The 19,263-nt window shown below is 65.0% G+C and carries 17 protein-coding genes; 7 read left to right on the top strand and 10 right to left on the bottom strand.

Annotated elements, in window-relative coordinates; all coding sequences use genetic code 11:
• Positions 1-391: 391 nt before the first annotated feature.
• The 8 genes from ACOIX3_RS13280 to ACOIX3_RS13245 form a co-directional block, all read right to left on the bottom strand.
• A complete protein-coding gene (locus ACOIX3_RS13280; protein ID WP_420970262.1) occupies positions 392-889 on the bottom strand; it encodes a GDSL-type esterase/lipase family protein in 498 nt (165 codons plus the stop codon).
• Positions 890-1,108: 219 nt separating this feature from the next.
• Positions 1,109-2,632: a UxaA family hydrolase gene (locus ACOIX3_RS13275; protein WP_420970261.1), complete on the bottom strand. Its 1,524-nt coding sequence runs from the start codon at positions 2,630-2,632 to the stop codon at positions 1,109-1,111.
• A gap of 220 nt (positions 2,633-2,852) precedes the next feature.
• Complete coding sequence (locus ACOIX3_RS13270; RefSeq protein WP_092125098.1) at positions 2,853-3,629, bottom strand: HpcH/HpaI aldolase family protein; 777 nt, start codon at positions 3,627-3,629, stop codon at positions 2,853-2,855.
• 39 nt (positions 3,630-3,668) lie between these two features.
• Positions 3,669-4,754 (bottom strand): malate/lactate/ureidoglycolate dehydrogenase, encoded by a 1,086-nt coding sequence (locus ACOIX3_RS13265; protein WP_420970259.1) that lies wholly within the window; start codon positions 4,752-4,754, stop codon positions 3,669-3,671.
• A gap of 35 nt (positions 4,755-4,789) precedes the next feature.
• A complete protein-coding gene (locus ACOIX3_RS13260) occupies positions 4,790-5,518 on the bottom strand; it encodes an ABC transporter ATP-binding protein (protein ID WP_420970258.1) in 729 nt (242 codons plus the stop codon).
• The gene (locus tag ACOIX3_RS13255) at positions 5,518-7,290 is read right to left on the bottom strand and encodes an ABC transporter permease subunit (RefSeq protein WP_420970256.1); all 1,773 of its coding nucleotides are present in this window, start codon (positions 7,288-7,290) and stop codon (positions 5,518-5,520) included. The genes ACOIX3_RS13260 and ACOIX3_RS13255 overlap by 1 nt, the downstream gene beginning before the upstream one ends.
• Complete coding sequence (locus tag ACOIX3_RS13250; RefSeq protein ID WP_029082157.1) at positions 7,287-8,162, bottom strand: branched-chain amino acid ABC transporter permease; 876 nt, start codon at positions 8,160-8,162, stop codon at positions 7,287-7,289. Before ACOIX3_RS13250 ends, ACOIX3_RS13255 begins: the two co-directional genes overlap by 4 nt.
• A gap of 240 nt (positions 8,163-8,402) precedes the next feature.
• The gene (locus ACOIX3_RS13245) at positions 8,403-9,548 is read right to left on the bottom strand and encodes an ABC transporter substrate-binding protein (RefSeq protein ID WP_420970255.1); all 1,146 of its coding nucleotides are present in this window, start codon (positions 9,546-9,548) and stop codon (positions 8,403-8,405) included.
• 289 nt (positions 9,549-9,837) lie between these two features.
• Between ACOIX3_RS13245 and ACOIX3_RS13240 the strand changes: the two genes are divergently transcribed.
• Entirely contained in the window at positions 9,838-10,833 is a 996-nt protein-coding gene (locus ACOIX3_RS13240) for a GntR family transcriptional regulator (RefSeq protein ID WP_420970254.1), read from the top strand.
• A 25-nt stretch (positions 10,834-10,858) separates the two neighbouring features.
• Here the strand turns inward: ACOIX3_RS13240 and hpaR are convergent, their stop codons facing one another.
• Positions 10,859-11,395: a homoprotocatechuate degradation operon regulator HpaR gene (hpaR, locus tag ACOIX3_RS13235; protein ID WP_420970252.1), complete on the bottom strand. Its 537-nt coding sequence runs from the start codon at positions 11,393-11,395 to the stop codon at positions 10,859-10,861.
• Between the two features lie 109 nt (positions 11,396-11,504).
• Here hpaR and hpaH point away from each other — a divergent pair, with 109 nt between their 5' ends.
• The 6 genes from hpaH (at position 11,505) to ACOIX3_RS13205 (ending at position 18,047) form a co-directional block, all read left to right on the top strand.
• Positions 11,505-12,311, top strand: a complete 807-nt coding sequence (hpaH, locus tag ACOIX3_RS13230) for a 2-oxo-hept-4-ene-1,7-dioate hydratase (RefSeq protein ID WP_420970251.1) — start codon at positions 11,505-11,507, stop codon at positions 12,309-12,311.
• Positions 12,312-12,332: 21 nt separating this feature from the next.
• Positions 12,333-12,731: a 5-carboxymethyl-2-hydroxymuconate Delta-isomerase gene (locus tag ACOIX3_RS13225; RefSeq protein ID WP_420970250.1), complete on the top strand. Its 399-nt coding sequence runs from the start codon at positions 12,333-12,335 to the stop codon at positions 12,729-12,731.
• Positions 12,724-14,268: a 5-carboxymethyl-2-hydroxymuconate semialdehyde dehydrogenase gene (gene hpaE / locus ACOIX3_RS13220; protein ID WP_420970249.1), complete on the top strand. Its 1,545-nt coding sequence runs from the start codon at positions 12,724-12,726 to the stop codon at positions 14,266-14,268. The genes ACOIX3_RS13225 and hpaE overlap by 8 nt, the downstream gene beginning before the upstream one ends.
• 104 nt (positions 14,269-14,372) lie before the next feature.
• Positions 14,373-15,356, top strand: a complete 984-nt coding sequence (gene hpaD / locus ACOIX3_RS13215) for a 3,4-dihydroxyphenylacetate 2,3-dioxygenase (protein WP_420970248.1) — start codon at positions 14,373-14,375, stop codon at positions 15,354-15,356.
• A 166-nt stretch (positions 15,357-15,522) separates the two neighbouring features.
• Positions 15,523-16,395: a fumarylacetoacetate hydrolase family protein gene (locus tag ACOIX3_RS13210; RefSeq protein ID WP_420970247.1), complete on the top strand. Its 873-nt coding sequence runs from the start codon at positions 15,523-15,525 to the stop codon at positions 16,393-16,395.
• Between the two features lie 23 nt (positions 16,396-16,418).
• The gene (locus ACOIX3_RS13205) at positions 16,419-18,047 is read left to right on the top strand and encodes a thiamine pyrophosphate-dependent enzyme (protein WP_420970246.1); all 1,629 of its coding nucleotides are present in this window, start codon (positions 16,419-16,421) and stop codon (positions 18,045-18,047) included.
• On the opposite strand, the gene ACOIX3_RS13200 is transcribed toward ACOIX3_RS13205, so the two are convergent.
• Complete coding sequence (locus ACOIX3_RS13200; protein ID WP_420970245.1) at positions 18,044-19,258, bottom strand: MFS transporter; 1,215 nt, start codon at positions 19,256-19,258, stop codon at positions 18,044-18,046. The two genes, ACOIX3_RS13205 and ACOIX3_RS13200, sit on opposite strands and share 4 nt — an antisense overlap.
• Positions 19,259-19,263: the final 5 nt, after the last annotated feature.

Genomic DNA, 19,263 nt, shown 5'->3' with positions numbered 1-19,263 from the left:
CCGCACGAGGAGCACGGTGGCCCGAACAAGCTCAGCCGGTGGTGCCAGATCGCATTAACGTTCGTTTCCCGGAATCCAGTAATTTCGAAATACCGTCGTAAGGCACCCTCACCATAGACCCGCTTCTTCGCCTCATAGAGGCCAATTCCGTCAGTCTGGCGGATGTTCTGTATTTCCTCGATGCCAGCCTGGAGATGAGGCCAAACCTGCTCCCATTCTGATTCGTCGAGCATGGGCATGTCGATTTTGCAGCGCCAACAATAGGTCGTTTTCACCATAGATGCCGCCCTCCTAGAGATCCGTAGCCCGGATGGAGCGTAGCGAAATCCGGGGTCTTCATCCGCAGTAAGAGTCCCGGATTGCGCTGCGCTTCATCCGGGCTACGCGACAGCTAGCGGCCGACCGCGCTGGATACCTGCGAGGCAAGCTGCTCGGCGAGCATGTGGTAGCCCTCTGGGGTCAAATGCACACCGTCGGGCTGATGCGGGAGCCCGCCCAGCATCCCGTTAGGAAGCATGATCACCGCGATGCCACGGGCGCTCAGTCGACTTTGAATATCCGAGGTCCGGTCAGGGCTGCCCTTGCGCCGGTCATTGCCGCCCGGCTGCAGGATCACCGCGCGGGTCCCGTTCGGGACGGCACGGTCGAGGCGCTGCAGCATTCCTTCCGTGGTGTCGCCATTGATGCCGGCGTTCACGACACGGACGCTCAAACCCTTCGCCCGCAAGATCGCTTCGAGCTGCGCGGGATAGGCCTGGTTGCGCGCCACGCCCTTGCCGTAGGTGTTGCTCGCGCCAAGCGCCACGATGGTCGCGGCGTCAGCTGAGGCGATGCCGAGGCTCAAGGCCGCGACAAAAGCGAGGCATCCAATCAACCGGCGCACGCGCATGTTTCTCCCATCCAGTCCGTAGCCGGGATGGAGCGAAGCGCAATCTGGGAGGTTGCGTCAATAGAACTCGTCGTCCCTGCGAAAGCAGGGACCCATAGCCACCGGCCGTAGTGACGTGCAACACGTCTGCCACCATCTTTTGATCGATGAATCACGCGGTATGGGTCCCTGCTTTCGCAGGGACGACAGCGGAGTGTAAGGCTAAATCGTAGTCCTAAACTACATCGTCGCGCCGAGCACCCACGGCGCGAACTCGGCGCCGCCGAAATCGAAGCTCTCGCTCTTGGTCGGCTGGCCCGAGGCGGTCTTGAGGATCAGGTCGAAGATGCGCTGGCCGCATTCCTGCACGCTCTCCTCGCCGTCGAGGATGGTGCCGCAATTGACGTCCATGTCGTCTTCCATCCGCTTGTACATCGGCGTGTTGGTGGCGAGCTTGATCGACGGCGCGGGCTTGCAGCCGAACACACTGCCGCGGCCGGTGGTGAAGCAGACGAGATTGGCGCCGCCGGCGACCTGCCCGGTCGCGGCGACAGGATCGTAGCCGGGCGTGTCCATGAACACAAAACCCTTCTTGGTGACAGGCTCGGCGTAATGCAGGACGTCGACGAGATTGGTGCTGCCGGCCTTGGCCATCGCGCCAAGCGACTTCTCCAGGATCGTGGTGAGACCGCCGGCCTTGTTGCCGGGGCTCGGATTGGCGTTCATCTCGGCGCCTTCGCGCTGGGTGTACTCCTCCCACCAGCGCATCAGGCCGACCAGCTTCTCGCCGACCTCGCGGCTGACGGCGCGACGGGTCAACAGATGCTCGGCGCCGTAGGTCTCCGGCGTCTCCGAGAGGATCACAGTGCCGCCGTGACGGACCAGCAGATCGCTCGCCGCGCCGAGCGCCGGATTGGCCGACACGCCGGAATAGCCATCCGAGCCGCCGCATTGCAGCGCTACCGTCAATTCGCTCGCCGGCACTGCCTCGCGCTTGACCTTGTTGGCATCCGTGAGCGCTTCCTTCACGAAGGCCACACCGGCTTCAACGGTCTTGCGCGTGCCGCCGACCTCCTGGATGTCCATCGCGCGCAGGCGGCCGGCGAGCTTCTGTTCCTGCATCAGGCCGCCGATCTGGTTCACCTCGCAGCCGAGACCGAGCACGATGACGTTGGAGAAATTGACGTGGCGCGCATAGCCGCCGAGCGTACGGCGAAGCAGCGCCAACGGCTCGTCCTGGGTCATGCCGCAGCCGGTCTTGTGGGTCAGCGCGACGACGCCATCGACATTCGGGAAATCGGCCAGCGGATTGTCGCCGGTGAACGGATTCTTCTTGAACATGTCGGCGACGATGCCGGCGACATGCGCGCTGCAATTCACCGAGGTTAGGATGCCGATATAGTTGCGCGTCGCGACGCGGCCGTCGGCGCGGCGGATGCCCTCGAACGTCGCCGGCAGATCGAAGTTCGGCACCGGCTTGACGTCGACGCCATAGGCATAGTCCTTGGCGAAATCGCCCATGCCGCAGTTTTGCGTATGCACGTGCTGGCCGGGCGCAATCGGCTGGGTCGCAAAGCCGATGATCTGGCCGTAGCGCCGGATCGGCTCGCCTTGCGCGATCGGCTTGATCGCAACCTTGTGGCCGGCCGGAATGCGATCGACGGTGGTGACGCCGTCGGTCACCTCCAGCCCCGGCGGCAAACTCGCGCGCGCGATCAGGACGCTGTCGTCGGCATGCAGACGGATCACTTGTGCCGAGGCCATGGGAGTTCTCCTTGGTTCTTCTTCACCTCTCCCCGTCCTTTACGGGGAGAGGTCGAATTCTCGCCCAGCGAGAATTCGGGTGAGGGGCGAGGCACAAGCGCAATCGCGAACAAAGTGCTCGCCGGATAGAAGCCCCTCACCCCAACCCTCTCCCCGCATCCGCCTTCGCCCGAAGACGGGCTTCGGCGGACAAGAGAGCGGAGCGAGGGAGAGGATCAAGTTACGCCTTGCCGCCGGACTTCTCGCGAGTCTGGTTGACCTGCATCCTGGCGTAGACCTGCATCAAGCCGACTTCGTTCGACAGCGTCACGAGCTTGAAGCCCATGTTGATCGCGCGCACCGCGCCCTCGGCGCCGGAGCAGTGGATGCCTGGATTGAGGCCGCGCTTGCCGCACTCCTTGATGATCTTCTCGTAGATCTTGAGGATCTCGGGCTCATCGCGATCGAGCTTCGGCACCAGGCCGTAGGAGAAGCCGAGATCGGACGGACCGATATAGACGCCGTCGATGCCCTCGACATCGAGGATCGCTTCCATGTTCTCGACCGCGGTCTTGGTCTCCATCATCGGCAGCAGCACGATCTCGTCGTTGGCGGTCTGCTGATAGGTGCCGGCCGAACCGTACATGCCGGCGCGGATCGGGCCGTTGGAGCGCACGCCCTTCGGCGGGTACTTGGCATAGGAAACCAAGTTCTTGGCTTCCTGCGGCGTGTTGACCATCGGGCAGATCACGCCATAGGCGCCGCCGTCCAGCACCTTGCCGATGATGCCCGGCTCATTCCACGGCACGCGGACCATCGGCGTGACCGGATGGGCATGCATCGACTGGAAGCATTGCACCATCGACTGATAATCCTGCACGCCATGCTGCATGTCGACGGTGACGCTGTCGAAGCCGCATTGCGCGATCACTTCGGCCGAGAACCCGGAGGGGATCGCGAGCCACGCGTTCACCACCGCCTTGCCCGATGCCCAGACTTGCTTGACCTTGTTTGCCATTGATCGCGTTTCCCTTTGCGGTTTATTGGGGGACGAGCCTCAGCTGGTCGCCCGCTGGATCGAAACTTCGCTGACGCCGACTTCGCGCGCGGTATTCACTATCGCCGCCCAGGTGTCGTCAGGCAAGGGGATGCCATTCCTGGTGCGATCGGCACGGGTTTTCCGCTCGGGATCGCCCGGAACCAGCACGGACTCCGTGCCCGCGATCGGCTTGGTGGCGCGGATGAAATCGGTGTAGCGGGTGATCTCGCCGTCGAAGAAGTTGCTGGTGTCGATCACCTTGGGATCGATGTAGAACGCCATCATGCCGTTGGCGAAACGCCGGTCCGACGACGTCGCGCCGGTGCCGGTCAGCGCGCCACCGAGCAGTTCGCAAATGAAGGCAAGACCCGAGCCCTTGTGATCGCCGAAGGCGCGGATCGCGCCGGTTCCCTTGGTGTGGTCGCGCGGCCCATCGGGCGTGTAAGGGCCATACAGCACCTGCGGATCCTCGCTCAGCGTGCCGTCGGCATCGACCAGCGCGCCGATCGGCAGCTTCTTGCCGCCGCGGCTTGCGACCAGGCACTTGCCCTCGGCGACGACGGAGGTCGCGAAATCGAGCACGATCGGGTCCTGCCCCTGGCGCGGAATGCCGACGCAATATGGCGCCGTCGACAGCCGCTTCTCGACGCCGCCATAGGGCGCGACCAGCAGCGAGCCCGCCGCGGTCACGAAATGAACCGAGACGAGGCCTTCGGCGGCAGCCATTTCGGCCCAGTCGCCGACGCGACCGAGATGGCCGGAGTTGCGCAGCGCGACGGCGGCAAGCCCCGCCTTCTTGCACTTCTCGATGCCGAGCCTCACTGCGACAGGCGTGACGGTCTGGCCATAGCCGAACTTGCCGTCGACCACCGCGAGCGAGGCCGTGTCGACCACGACCTCGGGGGTCTGGTTCGGCACGATCGAGCCCATCTTCTTCCACCTGATATAGACCGGCACGCGGATCACGCCGTGGCTGTCATGCCCGGTGAGGTTCGCGGTGGTCAGGTAGGTCGCGATGCGCTTCGCCTCGTCCGGAGAGGACTCCGAATGGGAAAACACCTCGGACACGAAGTTGATGAGGTTATCGACCTTGATGGTGACCATGAAAAACTAGCTCGCTCGATGAAGCACGGTGAATTCTAGGCGTGGGATTTGGCGTGACCGCCGAGATAGGCCGCGGCAATGGCTTCATTGCCCCACAATTCGTCGGGCTTGCCGCCCAGCACGATCCGCCCGGTTTCCAGGACGAAGCCGTGATCGGCGACCGAAAGTCCCATGCGCGCATTTTGCTCGACGAGCAAGACCGTGGTGTCCTTCCTGATCTGCGAAATGATGCGGAACACCGCCTGCACGATCACAGGCGCGAGCCCAAGCGAGGGCTCGTCGAGCAGCAACAGCCGCGGCTTGGCCATCAGGCCGCGCGCGACCGCGACCATCTGCAGTTGGCCGCCGGACAGCGTCCAGCCGAGTGCGTTCGAGAAGGCGCGGATGTCCGGGAACAGGTCGAACATCGCGTCGGCCTCACGCGAGATCTGCGACGCCGACACCTTCCGGTTCGACGCGCCGAGCATGATGTTCTCTTTCACGGTGAGGCCCGGAAACACGCGACGGCCTTCCGGCACGTGCGAGATACCGAGCCGCACGATCGCTTCCGGCCCGAGGCCGGCGATCGAATGACCGTCGAACAGGATGTCGCCGGAGGCGGGCTTGGCGAGGCCAGAGATCGCGCGCAGCGTGGTCGACTTGCCGGCGCCGTTGGCGCCGAGCAGCGTAACCACCTGCCCCTGCTCCACGGCGATGGTGACGCCGCGCAGCGCCTCGATCTCGCCGTAGCGGACCACGAGATTGCGGATTTCGAGCAGCGGCATCATTCGCTCCCGAGATAGGCGGAGACGACGTCGGGATGACGCAGCACCGCCATGGACTCGCCGTCGGCGATGCGGCGTCCGAAGTTCAGCACGGTGATGTGCTGGGCCGCTTCCGAGACCAGCGTCATGTCGTGATCGATGATCAGGATGGTGAGGCCTTGCGCTGCGATGCGCTTGAGCAGCTCATGCAGCTCGAGCTTCTCGGTCGAGTTGAGGCCGGCGGCCGGCTCGTCAAGCAGCAGCAAGGTCGGGTTCGAGGCCAGCGCCCGCGCGATCTCGATCAGGCGCTGGTGGCCATAGGAGAAGCTCGAGATCAGCTCGTTGGCGCGACTGCCGAGGCCGACGAAGGTCAACGCCTCCATCGCGCGCTCGGTCAGCGCATCGTCGCCCTTCCCGATCATGGTATTGCCGGGACGCTCGGCGCCGATCTCGACGTTCTCCAGCGCCGTCATCGAGCGGAACAGGCGGATGTTCTGGAAGGTGCGGCCGAGCCCCGCCGCGGTGCGCTGATGCGGCGCCATGCTGGTGATGTCGGTGCCGTCGAGCACGATCTTGCCCGCGGTCGCCTTGTAGAGACCGGACAGCACGTTCAGCGTGGTGGTCTTGCCGGAACCGTTGGGTCCGATCAGCGCGTGCACGCTGCCGCGCTTCACCGCGATGTCGACGCCGTCGACCGCCTTGAGGCCACCGAAATGCTTCGAGAGCCCGGTGACTTCGAGCACGATGTCGCCGCCGGTCGTCGCGGGCTTGAGCAGGAGCGCTCCCGCGACCGGCGGCGCCTTGGTGTGCGCGCGCCAGCGTGTGAACGCGTCGGACACGAAACCCCAGATGCCGTCCGGCATGAAGCGGATAATCAGGATCACCGACAGTCCGTAGATCGCGAGATAGAGGCCCGGCACGCTCTTCAGGAAGCGCAGCCATTCCGGGATCAGGATCAACAGCCCGGTGCCGATCGCCGAGCCGATCGGCGAGGCCACGCCGCCGAGCAGCGACATGGTCAGGAACTGAATGGATTCCGCAAACGAGAACTGGTCCGGACTGACATAGGCAAAGCCGCCGGCGAACAAGCCGCCCGCGAGGCCGCCGAGCACCGCGCACACCGCGAAGGCGTAGACCTTGGTGCGGAACACGTCGATGCCGTTGACGCCGGCCGCGAGCTCATTGTCGCGCACCGCGCGCATGGCGCGGCCGAGCTTGGTGTCAGGCAAATGCCAGACCAGATAGCCGACGATCGCAAGCATCGCGACGCAGAAGGCCAGATAGCTTTGCGAGGACTGGAACAGCTCGGGCCGGCGAATGTTGGCGACGCCGTCCGGCCCGTGGGTCACGCCGATGGCGTTGATCATCACCAGCGTCACGATCTGCTGGAACGAGATCGTCACCATCGCGAGGTAATGCCCGCCGAGCCGCAGGGTCGACATGCCCAAAAACGCGCCGGCGACCAGCGTGATCGCACAGGCGCCGACTAGGCAAAGCCAGAAGTTCAGATGCAGGTCGGCGGTGCCGAGGCCGACGGCATAAGCGCCGAACCCGAAGAACGCGGCCTGCGCCAGGTTGATCTGGCCGCACAGGCCAAGCACGACCGAAAGCCCGAACACCGCGATCGAGAAGGTCGTCGCCTGCAGCAGGATGTTGAGGATGTAGCCGTCGAACTGCATGCCGGCGGCGAGCGCCACCAGCGCGGCTGCACCGATGAAATACGGCAAATGGCGGATGATCAACGGCTTCGAGCGCACGGCCGGCACCGGAATCATGTTGTCGCTGGCACTCATGCTTTCTCCGCGACACGTTCGCCGAAGATGCCTTGCGGCCGGAACACCAGGAAGGCGATCAGCACCAGGAATGCAAAGCCGTCCTTGTACGGCACCGAAATGTAGGCGGCGCCGAACGTTTCGATCACGCCGAGCGCCAGGCCGCCGACGATGGCGCCGGCGACATCGCCGAAGCCGCCGATGATGGTTGCGGCAAACGCCTTCAGCGCGATGGTCGAGCCCATCTGGATCGAGACGAACAGCACGGGCGCCACCAGGATGCCGGCGAGACCGCCGAGCACGGCCGAATAGATGAAGGTGATCATGATCATGGTGGAGACGGAAATGCCGAGCAGCGAGGCCATCTCCTTGTCCTGCGAGGTCGCCTGCAGCTTCTTGCCGAGCAGCGTCTTCTCGAAGAACCAGAAATTGAACAGCACCAGGAGGATCGTGACGCCGATGATCAGGAGATACTGGCTGTCGAGATAGACCGGGCCGAGCTGGATGCCGGGCGTATCGAACCAGCCCTGCAGCACCTGCGGCTGCGGGCCGTAGATCGCCAGCACCGAGTTCGACAGCAGGATCGAGGCGCCGATGGTGGCGATGATGACCGGCAGATAGGTGCGGTGGCGCAGCGGATAGTAGACGCCGAGATTGAAGATGACGCCGAACAGCGCCATGCCAGCGAGTGCGATCAGGAACGACAGCCAGTAAGGCCAGCCGAGATCGACCGAGAACACCACCATCAGATAGGCGGCGACCATCGAGAATTCGCCTTGCGCGAAGTTCACCACGTTGGTGGCGCGGAAGATCAACACGAAACCGAGCGCCACCAACGCGTAGACCGCGCCGATGCCGATTCCTGTGAACAGCAGTTGTAGAACCAGATCCATGACAAACGTTCGGTTAGAGGGGAAGCGAATATCCCGGCACCGGCCGGATCGGTGTGCTTGTCGTACACAGCCTCTCGTTTAGGACCACGCGGGAGGTGGTAGGGCTCTCTCCCCCCTTGCGGGGGAGAGTTGGAGAGAGGGGTAAGCCACGAATTCCGCCCGTGCGGCCTACCCCTCTCCCTAACCCTCCCCCGCAAGGGGGGAGGGAACCCATCCATTCGTGCCTCCCCGACTGTCAGATCAATCGTTGAAGTCGATGTGCTTGTCGTAGACGATCTTGCCCTTGTCGTTCTTCACGACATTGTAGCCGTGCAGGCCGTCGCCGTTCTTGTCGAAATTATACTCGCCTTCGGCGCCGGCGAATTTCTGGGTCGCCAGGATGGCGTCGCGGATCTTGTTCGGATCGGTCGAGCCGGCCTTGTTGATCGCCGCCGACAGGATGGTGATCGCGTCGTAAGGCCAGGCGCTCTGGTTGTCGGGCGCGGTCTTGTAGGCATCGCGATAGGCCTTGCCGAACGCCTTCGCGGTATCGCTCGAGTCTTCGGCGAAGTCGGCGACGCCGTAGGTGCCGAACAGCGCGGGACCGGCGAGCTTGGTCGAGGAGACCGCCACCACCGAGGGCGAGCCGACCCAGGGGATGTTGACGCCGAGCTGCCGCAACTGCCGGGCAAAGATGCCGAGGTCGTTCTCGAAGGTGAAGTAGGTGCCGAGCACGTCGGCGCCGGACTGCTTCACGGCCAGTACGACCGGGGTGAAGTCCTGGCTCTGGTTGGCGTAGCCCTGGTCAAGCACCGGCGGCGCGCCGAGCTTGGTCAGCGCCTCTGACAGCGCCTTGCCGCCAGCGGTGCCGAAGGCGTCGGTAGAATGGACGATCGCCCATTTCTTCTTGCCGAGCGTGGTGACGCCGAAATCGGCGATCACGCGGCCGGAATAATTGTCGTTCGGGCGGAAGCGGAACAGCCAGGGATTGCCGGAATGGGTGAGATCGGGATTGGTGCCGCCGATCATCACCGGCTTGCCGACCTTGATCACGTCGGGCGCCATCGCCTGCACCTGGGTCGAGCGGATCGAGCCGAGGAAAGCAACGATGTCGGATTGCGCGGCAAGCTTGGAGAACGCCAGCACGATGCCCGGATTGGTGGTCTGGTCGTCCTCGATGACGAGCTCGACCTGCTTGCCGAGCACGCCGCCGGCCTTGTTGACCGCGGCCAGCGCCAGCTTGGCGCCATTCTGGGCCCACAGGCCCTGCTCCGCTGCCGGTCCGGTCACCGGCACGCACATGCCGATCTTGATGGTCGCCCCCTGCGCCCAAGCGCTGCGCATTAGCGCGGGAGCAGCGAGACCTGCCGCCAAGCCGGCGGAAAACTCACGCCTCGTCAGTTTCATTCAATCCTCCCTTTGGTGCGCCGAACTTGCATGTCGGCTGCGTTGAAACGAGCTGACGCGTCGATCTGCTGCCCTATCCGCAGCCATCAATCGGCGCGACGAACAAACCTGAGCGCCGCTGCAGCGCACATGACGCGCAACGGCGGCCCTCAATCTGGCGTTTGAGGTAGCTAAACATGATTGCACATTGCACGCAATAGTCAGAAGTTCGCTGGCAACGGTGTGTAAATGCCTGCTACCAGCGACCATGACGGGATCACATGATAGTGTGACCGGCGGGCAGTCATCGATGTCGATTCCAAGAGCGAAATCGCAGACCAGACGAAAACAGCCGGCCTACGCGCTGATCAAGAGCGCATTGGCGAAGCACATCCGGGCCGGCGACGTGCCAGCCGGCACGGTTCTCTCCGAATCGGCGATCGCGACCTTGTTCGGCTCCAGCCGCTCGCCGGTGCGGCAGGCCTTCGAACAGCTCGAGCACATCGGCTTGGTGCGCCGCTTCGACGGCCGCGGCGTGATCGCCGGCAAGCGCAAGGTCGACCCGCGGCGCGTTCCGATCACGCCGGAGATGTTCGGGCTGACCGACGGCCCCGTCGAGGCGGTGCGCAGCGACGCCTGGGATGCGCTCTACTACAAGCTCGAACGCGAGATCATCTACCGGTCGCTGTTCGGACGCTTCCGCGTCAGCGAGCTCGCATTGGCGCGGCACTTCCGGGTCGGGCGCACGGTTGCGCGCAATTTGCTGCTACGTGCGCAGGCGATCGGAATCCTGGAGAAAGGCGCGAAGGCGCATTGGTATGTCGTGCCGCTGGATGAGGATCGCCTCCGCGACATCTTCGAGGTGCGCGCAACCCTCGAGCCGCTGCTGCTCAAATCCGCTGCGGCGAGGATTCCGACCGTACTACTTGACCGGATGGCGGAGCGGCTGCGCGAGGGCATCCAATTCCGCAGCCGCGTCGGCGTCGGCGAGCTCGATGAGATCGAGGGCGACCTCCATATCCGTTGCCTGGGTTACGGCGTCAATCGCGAGATGATCGAAGCGCTCAAGCGCACTCACTGCGCCTTCGTGATCGGCAAGCACATCCAGGTCGCGCTGACCGCACCGCAGATCGATTCCTTCATGGACGAGCATCTGGTGATCATCGAAGCCTTGCGCGCCCGCGACGGCGATGCGGCGGCCGCGACCTTGCGCCGCCATATCGAGTGGTCGCACTCCAAGGTCGCCGGCTGGATCGCCGAATTCCGCGCCATCAACGTGATCTCGCGCGTGCCCTACATGGCGTGAGCGGCTGCGTCGCGCAAATTCCCGGCTACTCGCCAGCCTCGACTTCGGCGTCATCGGCCGAGCCCATTCCAGCGAGGCTTGCCTCCAGCGCGCCGAGCATGTCGTGCAACTCGGCAAGCCTGCGCGCGCCATATCGCCGTGTGATCTCGGCGTAGATCGCCTCCGACGTCGGCGCCACCGCCTCGATCAGCTTCAACCCCTTGGCGGAGATCGAGACCACCGCGCGCCGCCCGTCGTTCTCTGCCGCCTTGCGCTCGATCAACGCGCGGGCCTCGAGATCACGCAGGATACGCGACAGGCTCGGGCCGAGCAGAAACGCGACGCGGGCGAGCTCGGTGACCTCGATCTCGTCGACCGCGGTGAGCGCACGCAGGATCCGCCACTGCTGCTCGGTCAGCCCGTGATTGCGCAGCGACGGACGGAACTGCCGCATCACCGCCTCGCGCGCGCGGAGCAGCGACATCGGCAGCGAGCGGGAGAACTCGCGCATCGGGGTCCGTCGCGACGATGCGTCGTCGCCCTGCCCCGGCCTGACCTCATCCAATGATTTCTTGCGTGCCATGCTCAATCCACAGCAACGAAATTTTGCATCGCAACATGCCCTGATTCAGTTTGCGGGAATTCACTTAACATGTTAATCATCTCCCGACATCCACTTTTGTGTAGCACGCATGGCCCTCTCCAAGGACGATATCCGCGCTGCAGCCGAACGGCTCGACAGCGCGGAAAAGACCCGCAAGCAAATCCGCCAGCTCTCGCTGGAATACCCCCGCATTACCCTCGAAGACGCCTACGCGATTCAGAAGGCCTGGGTCGAGATGAAGGTGGCGCAGGGCCGCGTCGTCAAGGGCCACAAGATCGGCCTGACCTCGAAGGCGATGCAGAGCGCGCTCAATATCGACGAGCCGGATTCCGGAATCCTGCTCGACGGCATGTTCTTTGCCGATGGCGGCCTCGTGCCGACCGACCGCTTCATCGCGACCCGCGTCGAGGCAGAACTCGCCTTCGTGATGAAGCATCGCCTGGCGGGACCGAACTGCACGCTGTTCGACGTGCTCAACGCCACCGACTTCGTGGTGCCGGCGCTGGAGATCCTGGATACCAGGGTCGAGCGCGTCGACCCTGAGACCAAGGCGACGCGCAAGATCTTCGACACCATCGCCGACAACGCCGCCAATGCCGGCATCGTGCTTGGCGGCCGGCCGATCCGTCCGCTCGAAGCCGATCTGCGCTGGATCGGCGCGCTCTGCTTCCGAAACGGCCAGCTCGAGGAAACCGGTCTCGCCGCCGGCGTGTTGAATCATCCGGCGACCGCGGTGGCGTGGCTCGCCAACAAGATCGCGCCGAACGGGCTGGCGCTGGAGGCCGGGCAAATCGTGCTGGCGGGCTCCTTCATCCGCCCGATCGAGACCCGCAAGGGCGACACCATCCAGGCCGACTACGGACCTTACGGTTCCGTGAGCTGCTACTTCGCCTGACGCACTCAGCAGGAGAGCTGCATGCCGCATTTCACGATTGAATACTCCGCCAATCTCGACGGGCTCGTCGACATGGGCGCGACCGTCGAACTGGTCCGCAAGGCCGCGGTCGAGACCGGCATCTTCCCGCTCGGCGGCATCCGCGTGCGCGCCGTCAGATGCGAGCACTACGCGATCGCCGACGGCCGCAAGACTTACGGCTTCCTCGACATGGTGCTGCGGCTCGGCGAAGGCCGCGACCTCGCCGCGCGCAAGAAGGCCGGCGAGCACATCTTCAAGGCGCTGTCGGCCCATCTCGATCCGGTATTCGCCAACAGCAAGTTCGCTCTGTCGTTCGACATGCAGATCAACGACAAGGAAACGAGCTGGAAACGCAACAACATCCACGACGCACTGAAGGTGGAGACGGTCAATGGATAAAGCCACCCCGAAATCGTCAGCCGACGTGTTCCACGCCAACCGCGATCGCGCCGGTCCTCTTCTCGCGAAGTTGAAAGCCGAAGGCATCGGCCATGTAATCGACGGCAAGGTCGTGCCGGCGGCTTCGGGCCAGACCTTCGAGACGAAATCGCCGATCGACGGCACGGTGCTGGCGACCGTCGCGCGCGGCAACGCCGAGGACATCGACCGTGCCGCAACCGCCGCGTCCAAGGCCTTCAAGGCATGGCGCGACATGCCGGCCACGCAGCGGCGCAAGCTGCTGCATCGCGTGGCTGACGCGATCGAGGCGCGCGCCGACGACATCGCCGTGCTCGAATGCATCGACACCGGCCAGGCGCACCGCTTCATGGCTAAGGCCGCGATCCGCGCCGCCGAGAATTTCCGCTTCTTCGCCGACAAATGCGCCGAAGCCCGCGACGGCCTCAACACGCCCTCGGACGAGCATTGGAATATCTCGACCCGCGTGCCGATCGGCCCGGTTGGCGTGATCACGCCGTGGAACACGCCGTTCATGCTCTCGACCTGGAAGATCGCGCCGGCGCTGGCCGCGGGCTGCACGGTCGTGCACAAGCCGGCGGAATGGTCGCCAGTGACCGCCGATCTGCTGGTCAAACTCGCAAAACAGGCCGGTTTGCCCGACGGCGTCTTCAACACCGTGCACGGCTTCGGCGAGGACGCCGGCAAGGCGCTGACCGAGCACTCCGCGATCAAGGCGATCGGCTTCGTCGGCGAGAGCACGACGGGCTCGGCGATCATGGCACAGGGTGCGCCGACGCTGAAGCGGGTGCATTTCGAGCTCGGCGGCAAGAATCCGGTGATCGTGTTCGACGATGCCGATCTCGACCGCGCGCTCGATGCCGTCGTGTTCATGATCTACTCGCTCAACGGCGAGCGCTGCACCTCGTCGAGCCGCCTCCTGGTCCAGGAGAGCATCGCCGAAAAATTCATCGAGAAGCTGACCGCGCGCGTGAAGGCACTCAAGGTTGGTCATCCCCTCGATCCGACGACCGAGATCGGGCCGCTGATCCACGAACGGCACTTCGCCAAGGTCTGCAGCTATTTCGACGTCGCCAGGCAGGACGGCGCGACGATTGCGGTCGGCGGCAAGCCGCATGACGGTCCGGGTGGTGGGCACTATGTGCAGCCGACCCTCGTCACCGGCGCCAACGCGACAATGCGCGTCGCCCAGCAGGAGGTGTTCGGTCCATTCCTGACCGTGATCCCGTTCCGCGACGAGGCTGACGCCATCGAGATCGCCAACGGCGTGCAATACGGCCTCGCCGGCTATGTCTGGACCGGCGACGTGGGCCGCGCGCTGCGCGTCGCGGATGCGCTCGAAGCCGGCATGATCTGGCTCAACTCGGAAAACGTCCGCCATCTGCCGACCCCGTTCGGCGGCATGAAAGCCTCCGGCATCGGCCGCGACGGCGGCGACTACTCGTTCGACTTCTACATGGAAACCAAGCACGTCTCGCTCGCGCGCGGGACGCACAAGATTCAGAAACTGGGAATGTGATTGCACGTCGTTCCGGGGCGCGAAGCGAACCCGGAACCTCGAGATTCCGGGGTTCGATGCTGCGCATCGCCCCGGAATGACGGATAAAAATTGAGGAAACCGCCATGCCAGTGCCGACACACGTCTTCGATCCGCCGTTCAACATCATCCGCTGCAGCCATGCCGTGCTCGACGTCACGGATCTGGAGAAGAGCGCCACCTTCTACGAGAAGACCGTCGGCCTCCACATCGAGGACCGCGACGACAAGTCGGTGTATCTGCGCGCCAGCGAAGAGCACCAGCATCACTCGGTGGTGTTGCGCAAGGCGGCGAAGGCCGCCTGCAACCGCCTCGGCTTCAAGGTCGGCAATGACGGCGACCTCGACAAGGCGGCGGCGTTCTGCTCCGAGAACGGCATTAGCTACGCCTTCGTCGACCAGCCGTTCCAGGGCCGCACGCTGCAATTCACCGATCCGTTCGGCTTTCAGATCGAGCTCTACGCCACGATGGAGAAGCGCCCGCATCTCTTGCGGCGCTACGATCTCTACAAGGGCTGCCATCCGCAGCGGCTCGACCATTTCAACGTGTTCGCCGCCGAGGTGCAGGACACCGTCGACTTCTACGCCCGGCTCGGCTTCCGCCTCACCGAATATGCCGAGGAGGACGGCGACCAGGGCCGCATCGCCGCCGCCTGGATGCATCGCAAGGGCAATGTCCACGACTTCGCCATCACCAACGGCCGTGGCCCGCGCCTGCACCACATCGCCTATTGGGTGCCGACCGCGATGAACATCGTGCATCTCTGCGACGTGATGGCCTCCTCGGGCTTCCTCGCCAACATCGAGCGCGGCCCGGGCCGGCACGGCATCTCCAATGCCTTCTTCCTCTACATCCGCGATCCCGACGGCCACCGCATCGAACTCTACACCAGCGACTACTTCACCGGCGATCACGACCACGAGCCGCTGCGCTGGTCGCTGCGCGATCCGCGCCGCCAGACTCTGTGGGGCGCACCGGCGCCGCGCTCCTGGTTCGAGGAAGGCTCGACCTTCGCCGGCCAGGCGGTGCGCGAGCCGCGCTTCGTCGCCGACGTGCTGGTTGCCGATTAGTGCCCGCCTCCCTCAACACGTCGTCCCTGCGAACGCAGGGACCCATAACCACAGGACCGCGTTGCTGCCAAGATCGACACCCCGCGTGCCATAATGTGAGGCCTGTGGTTATGGGTCCCGGCTCGCGCTTCGCTTGGCCGGGACGACATCAAGAAATGGATTGCTAATGTCAGCCCCTCGCCTCGCCACCTATTCCATCAATGGCGCCACGCTGTATGGCGCCGTCACTGACACTGGTATCGTCGACCTCTCGTCGCGTTTCGCCAAGGACTATCCGACCCTGCGTGAGGCGATTGCCGCCGGTGCGCTCGCAAGACTCGTGGAGGACGCCGCCAAGCGCGCGCCCGACCACGCAATGGACACAGTCACCTGGCAGCCGCCGATCCCGGCGCCGGACAAGATCATCTGCATCGGCGTCAACTATCCGGACCGCAATGCCGAGTACAAGGACGGCTCGGATGCACCGAAGTACCCAAGCATGTTCCTGCGGGTGCCGCGCTCCTTCGTCGGTCACAACACGCCGGTGGTGCGGCCGCGCATCTCGCCGCAACTCGACTATGAGGGCGAGCTGGTGCTCGTGATCGGCAAGGCCGGCCGGCACATTGCCGAGAGCGCCGCGCTCGATCACATCGCCGCGATCACGCTCTGCAATGAAGGCACCATCCGCGACTGGGTGCGCCACGCCAAGTTCAACGTCACCCAGGGCAAGAACTTCGATTCCACCGGCAGTCTCGGCCCTTGGATCGTGCCTTACACCGGCGAGGCGCAGATCGCCGATATCCGGCTGACCACGCGGGTCAACGGCGAAGTCAGGCAGGACGACCGCACCTCGCGCTTGATCTTCGGCTTCCGCTACCTCATCAACTACATCTCGACCTTCACGACGCTGGTTCCCGGCGACATCATCGTCACGGGCACCCCGACCGGCGCAGGTGCGCGGTTCGATCCGCCGCGCTATCTGAAGCCCGGCGATGTCGTCGAGGTCGAGGCCGAAGGCGTCGGCATCCTGCGCAACGGCGTCGTCGACGAAGCCACCTAACCTCAGAGCAAATGGACAGTGCCATGACCTCAACATCCGGCGGCGAAGCGATCGTCAGCGGCCTCGTCGCCCACGGCGTCGACACCGTGTTCGGCCTGCCCGGCGCGCAGATCTACGGCCTGTTCGATGCCTTCCACCAGGCGCAGCTCAAGGTGATCGGCGCCCGGCATGAGCAGGCCTGCGGCTACATGGCGTTCGGCTACGCCCGCTCCTCCGGCAAGCCCGGCGTATTCAGTGTCGTGCCCGGTCCCGGCGTGCTCAACGCCTCGGCGGCGCTGCTGACCGCATTCGGCTGCAACGAGCCAGTGCTGTGCCTGACCGGCCAGGTGCCGACGCAATTTCTCGGCAAGGGCCGCGGCCATCTGCACGAGATGCCAGACCAGCTTGCGACGCTGCGCACCTTCGTGAAATGGGCCGACCGGATCGAATATCCCGACAACGCGCCCGCGCTGGTGTCGCGCGCATTCCAGGAGATGCTGTCGGGCCGGCGCGGTCCCGCGTCGCTGGAGATGCCCTGGGATGTGTTCACCCAGCGCACCCGGGTTGCCCCCGTCAAGCCGTTCGATCCGTTGCCGGCGCCGCAGCCCGATCCGGACCACATCAAGGCCGCCGCCGACCTGATCGCCGGCAGCAAGGCGCCGATGATTTTCGTCGGCAGCGGCGCCATCGAGGCTCGCGAGGAGATCCTGGAGCTGGCCGAGATGATCGACGCGCCGGTGGTCGCTTTCCGCAGCGGCCGCGGCATCGTCTCCAACGCGCACGAGCTCGGGCTCACCATGGCCGCGGCCTACAAGCTGTGGCCGAAGACCGACCTGATGATCGGCGTTGGCACCCGCATGGAGCTGCCGACGATGTCGCGCTGGCCGTATCAGCCGGCCGGCCTGAAATGCGTGCGCATCGACATCGATCCGGTCGAGCTGCGCCGCTGGCCGGCCGATGCCAGCGTGATCGCGGACGCCAAGGCCGGCACCGCCGACCTCATCGCAGCCGTGCGCAAGGCCGGCTACAGCAAGACCTCCGGCCGACGCGCCGCGATCCGCGAGGCGACCGCGGCCGCCGAGCTGGAGATCCAGCGCATCCAGCCGCAGATGGCCTACCTGAAGATCCTGCGCGAGGTCCTGCCGGCGAACGCCATCGTCACCGATGAGCTGTCGCAGGTCGGCTTCGCCTCCTGGTACGGCTTTCCGATCTACGAACCGCGCACCTTCATCACCTCGGGCTATCAGGGCACGCTCGGCTCGGGCTTCCCGACCGCGCTCGGCGCCAAGGTCGCCAATCCGAACAAGCCGGTGGTCGCGATCACCGGCGACGGCGGTTTCATGTTCGGCGTGCAGGAGCTCGCCACCGCCGTGCAGTTCAAGATCGGCGTGGTGACCTTGGTGTTCAACAACAATGCCTATGGCAATGTCCGCCGCGACCAGCGCGAGCGCTTCGACGGCCGCGTCGTCGCCTCGGACCTCGTCAATCCCGATTTCGTCAAGCTCGCGGAATCCTTCGGCGTCGGCGCCGCGCGCGTCACCTCGCCCGATCACTTCCGTGCCGTGCTGGAGAAGGCGCTCGCCGATGGCGGGCCCTACGTGATCTCGGTGGAAGTGCCGACGGATTCGGAAGTCTCGCCCTGGGCGTTCATCCATCCGGCGAGGAACAATTAGGCGTTTTTCAAGCCGCGTTGCAGCCGCGACGCGGCGATCACGAGCAGGCCGGCGCCGGCGACCGACCAGCAGGCGACCGGCGCCCAGTGCACCAGCGGCGCATAGTCCGGTATCTTCTGCAGCCCGCCCGCGACCGCCGCCATCCGCGCAAAGGTCGCGAGCGCCAGCGCCGAGAACACGAGGCCGGTGACCTTGCCTTCGGCGCCGGTCTCCCCGATCGCAAGCGCCGCGGACACCGCGCTCATCAGCATGCAGCCCCAGGCCGCTCCCGCCATGAACTGCGCCACGATCAGGACGTTGAGGCTTCCGGCAATCTCCGCGGCGACGATGGCGAATGCGCCGAGCAATCCCGCCGCGCCCATCACGATCAGGCCGCCGCGATGCTTGACGACAATGCTCGCCGGAAACATCGCGATGTTGAAGCCGATCCAGAACACCGGCATCAGCCATTGCAATTCATCTGATTTGGCAAAGCGCAAATAGAATGGTGCGCTGTTGATGTTGAAGTGCAGCTGATAGCCGAGCGACAGCAGCACCATCGATCCGATCAGAAACATCGGCACCGCCCCGAGCCGCCTTGCCGGCGTGGCGGGCCGTGCGGGCTGCGTCTCGGCCGCGGCGCGGCGCTCGATGCCTGAAAACGCGAGCGCGGTCAGCAGCAGCACGGCGCCGGACAGCACGAACGGCAACCGCGCATCGTGATCGCGCAGCACGACGCCGAGATAGGGCGAGACCGCACCCGCGACGCCGTAGCCCAGCATCGCCAGCGCGGCGAGGAACGGGACGGAGGGTTGCGCGCGATACTTGCCGAGCAGCGTGAGTGGCGGCGCGCGCAAGGCCGACGATGTGACCGACCAGATCACGATCAGCACGATGAGCCAGAATTTCGCGCCCGGCCCGGTCCCAGCCACATAGGGCAGCGCGACGAAGGCGGCGCAGGAGATCGCGGCGAGAACGCCGACGAACACGCCGAGCCGACCGACCAGGCTTGCAATCCTGTCGGCGGCCATGCCCATCGCGGTGTCGGTGACCGTGAAGATGCCCTGGTCCATCATCAGGATCAGGATGACGGTCGACGGCGCGATGCCGACATCGGCGCACAGCTTCGGCAGATAGATCAGGTAGGTGGTCCAGCCCAGCGTGAACACGAGCTGCAGCACGGCGAGATAGACGCCGGTGCGGTTGACGGCGCGGTCGGCCTTGGTGGTCATCCGCC

Origin of the sequence: Bradyrhizobium sp. B120, from assembly GCF_049075665.1 — a bacterium.
Taxonomy (GTDB): domain Bacteria; phylum Pseudomonadota; class Alphaproteobacteria; order Rhizobiales; family Xanthobacteraceae; genus Bradyrhizobium.
Note: the sequence above shows the minus strand (reverse complement) of the source record. Positions and strands in the feature narration are given on the sequence as shown.

Excerpts from the sequence above, each read along its gene's own strand:
- ACOIX3_RS13200 (WP_420970245.1), bottom strand. The coding sequence starts at position 19,258 with ATGACCACCAAGGCCGACCGCGCCGTCAACCGCACCGGCGTCTATCTC.
- hpaD (WP_420970248.1), top strand. The coding sequence starts at position 14,373 with ATGCCAGTGCCGACACACGTCTTCGATCCGCCGTTCAACATCATCCGC.
- ACOIX3_RS13280 (WP_420970262.1), bottom strand. The coding sequence starts at position 889 with ATGCGCGTGCGCCGGTTGATTGGATGCCTCGCTTTTGTCGCGGCCTTG.
- ACOIX3_RS13205 (WP_420970246.1), top strand. The coding sequence starts at position 16,419 with ATGACCTCAACATCCGGCGGCGAAGCGATCGTCAGCGGCCTCGTCGCC.
- ACOIX3_RS13255 (WP_420970256.1), bottom strand. The coding sequence starts at position 7,290 with ATGAGTGCCAGCGACAACATGATTCCGGTGCCGGCCGTGCGCTCGAAG.
- ACOIX3_RS13210 (WP_420970247.1), top strand. The coding sequence starts at position 15,523 with ATGTCAGCCCCTCGCCTCGCCACCTATTCCATCAATGGCGCCACGCTG.
- hpaH (WP_420970251.1), top strand. The coding sequence starts at position 11,505 with ATGGCCCTCTCCAAGGACGATATCCGCGCTGCAGCCGAACGGCTCGAC.
- hpaR (WP_420970252.1), bottom strand. The coding sequence starts at position 11,395 with ATGGCACGCAAGAAATCATTGGATGAGGTCAGGCCGGGGCAGGGCGAC.
- ACOIX3_RS13225 (WP_420970250.1), top strand. The coding sequence starts at position 12,333 with ATGCCGCATTTCACGATTGAATACTCCGCCAATCTCGACGGGCTCGTC.
- ACOIX3_RS13245 (WP_420970255.1), bottom strand. The coding sequence starts at position 9,548 with ATGAAACTGACGAGGCGTGAGTTTTCCGCCGGCTTGGCGGCAGGTCTC.
- ACOIX3_RS13275 (WP_420970261.1), bottom strand. The coding sequence starts at position 2,632 with ATGGCCTCGGCACAAGTGATCCGTCTGCATGCCGACGACAGCGTCCTG.
- hpaE (WP_420970249.1), top strand. The coding sequence starts at position 12,724 with ATGGATAAAGCCACCCCGAAATCGTCAGCCGACGTGTTCCACGCCAAC.
- ACOIX3_RS13260 (WP_420970258.1), bottom strand. The coding sequence starts at position 5,518 with ATGCCGCTGCTCGAAATCCGCAATCTCGTGGTCCGCTACGGCGAGATC.
- ACOIX3_RS13270 (WP_092125098.1), bottom strand. The coding sequence starts at position 3,629 with ATGGCAAACAAGGTCAAGCAAGTCTGGGCATCGGGCAAGGCGGTGGTG.
- ACOIX3_RS13250 (WP_029082157.1), bottom strand. The coding sequence starts at position 8,162 with ATGGATCTGGTTCTACAACTGCTGTTCACAGGAATCGGCATCGGCGCG.
- ACOIX3_RS13265 (WP_420970259.1), bottom strand. The coding sequence starts at position 4,754 with ATGGTCACCATCAAGGTCGATAACCTCATCAACTTCGTGTCCGAGGTG.
- ACOIX3_RS13240 (WP_420970254.1), top strand. The coding sequence starts at position 9,838 with ATGTCGATTCCAAGAGCGAAATCGCAGACCAGACGAAAACAGCCGGCC.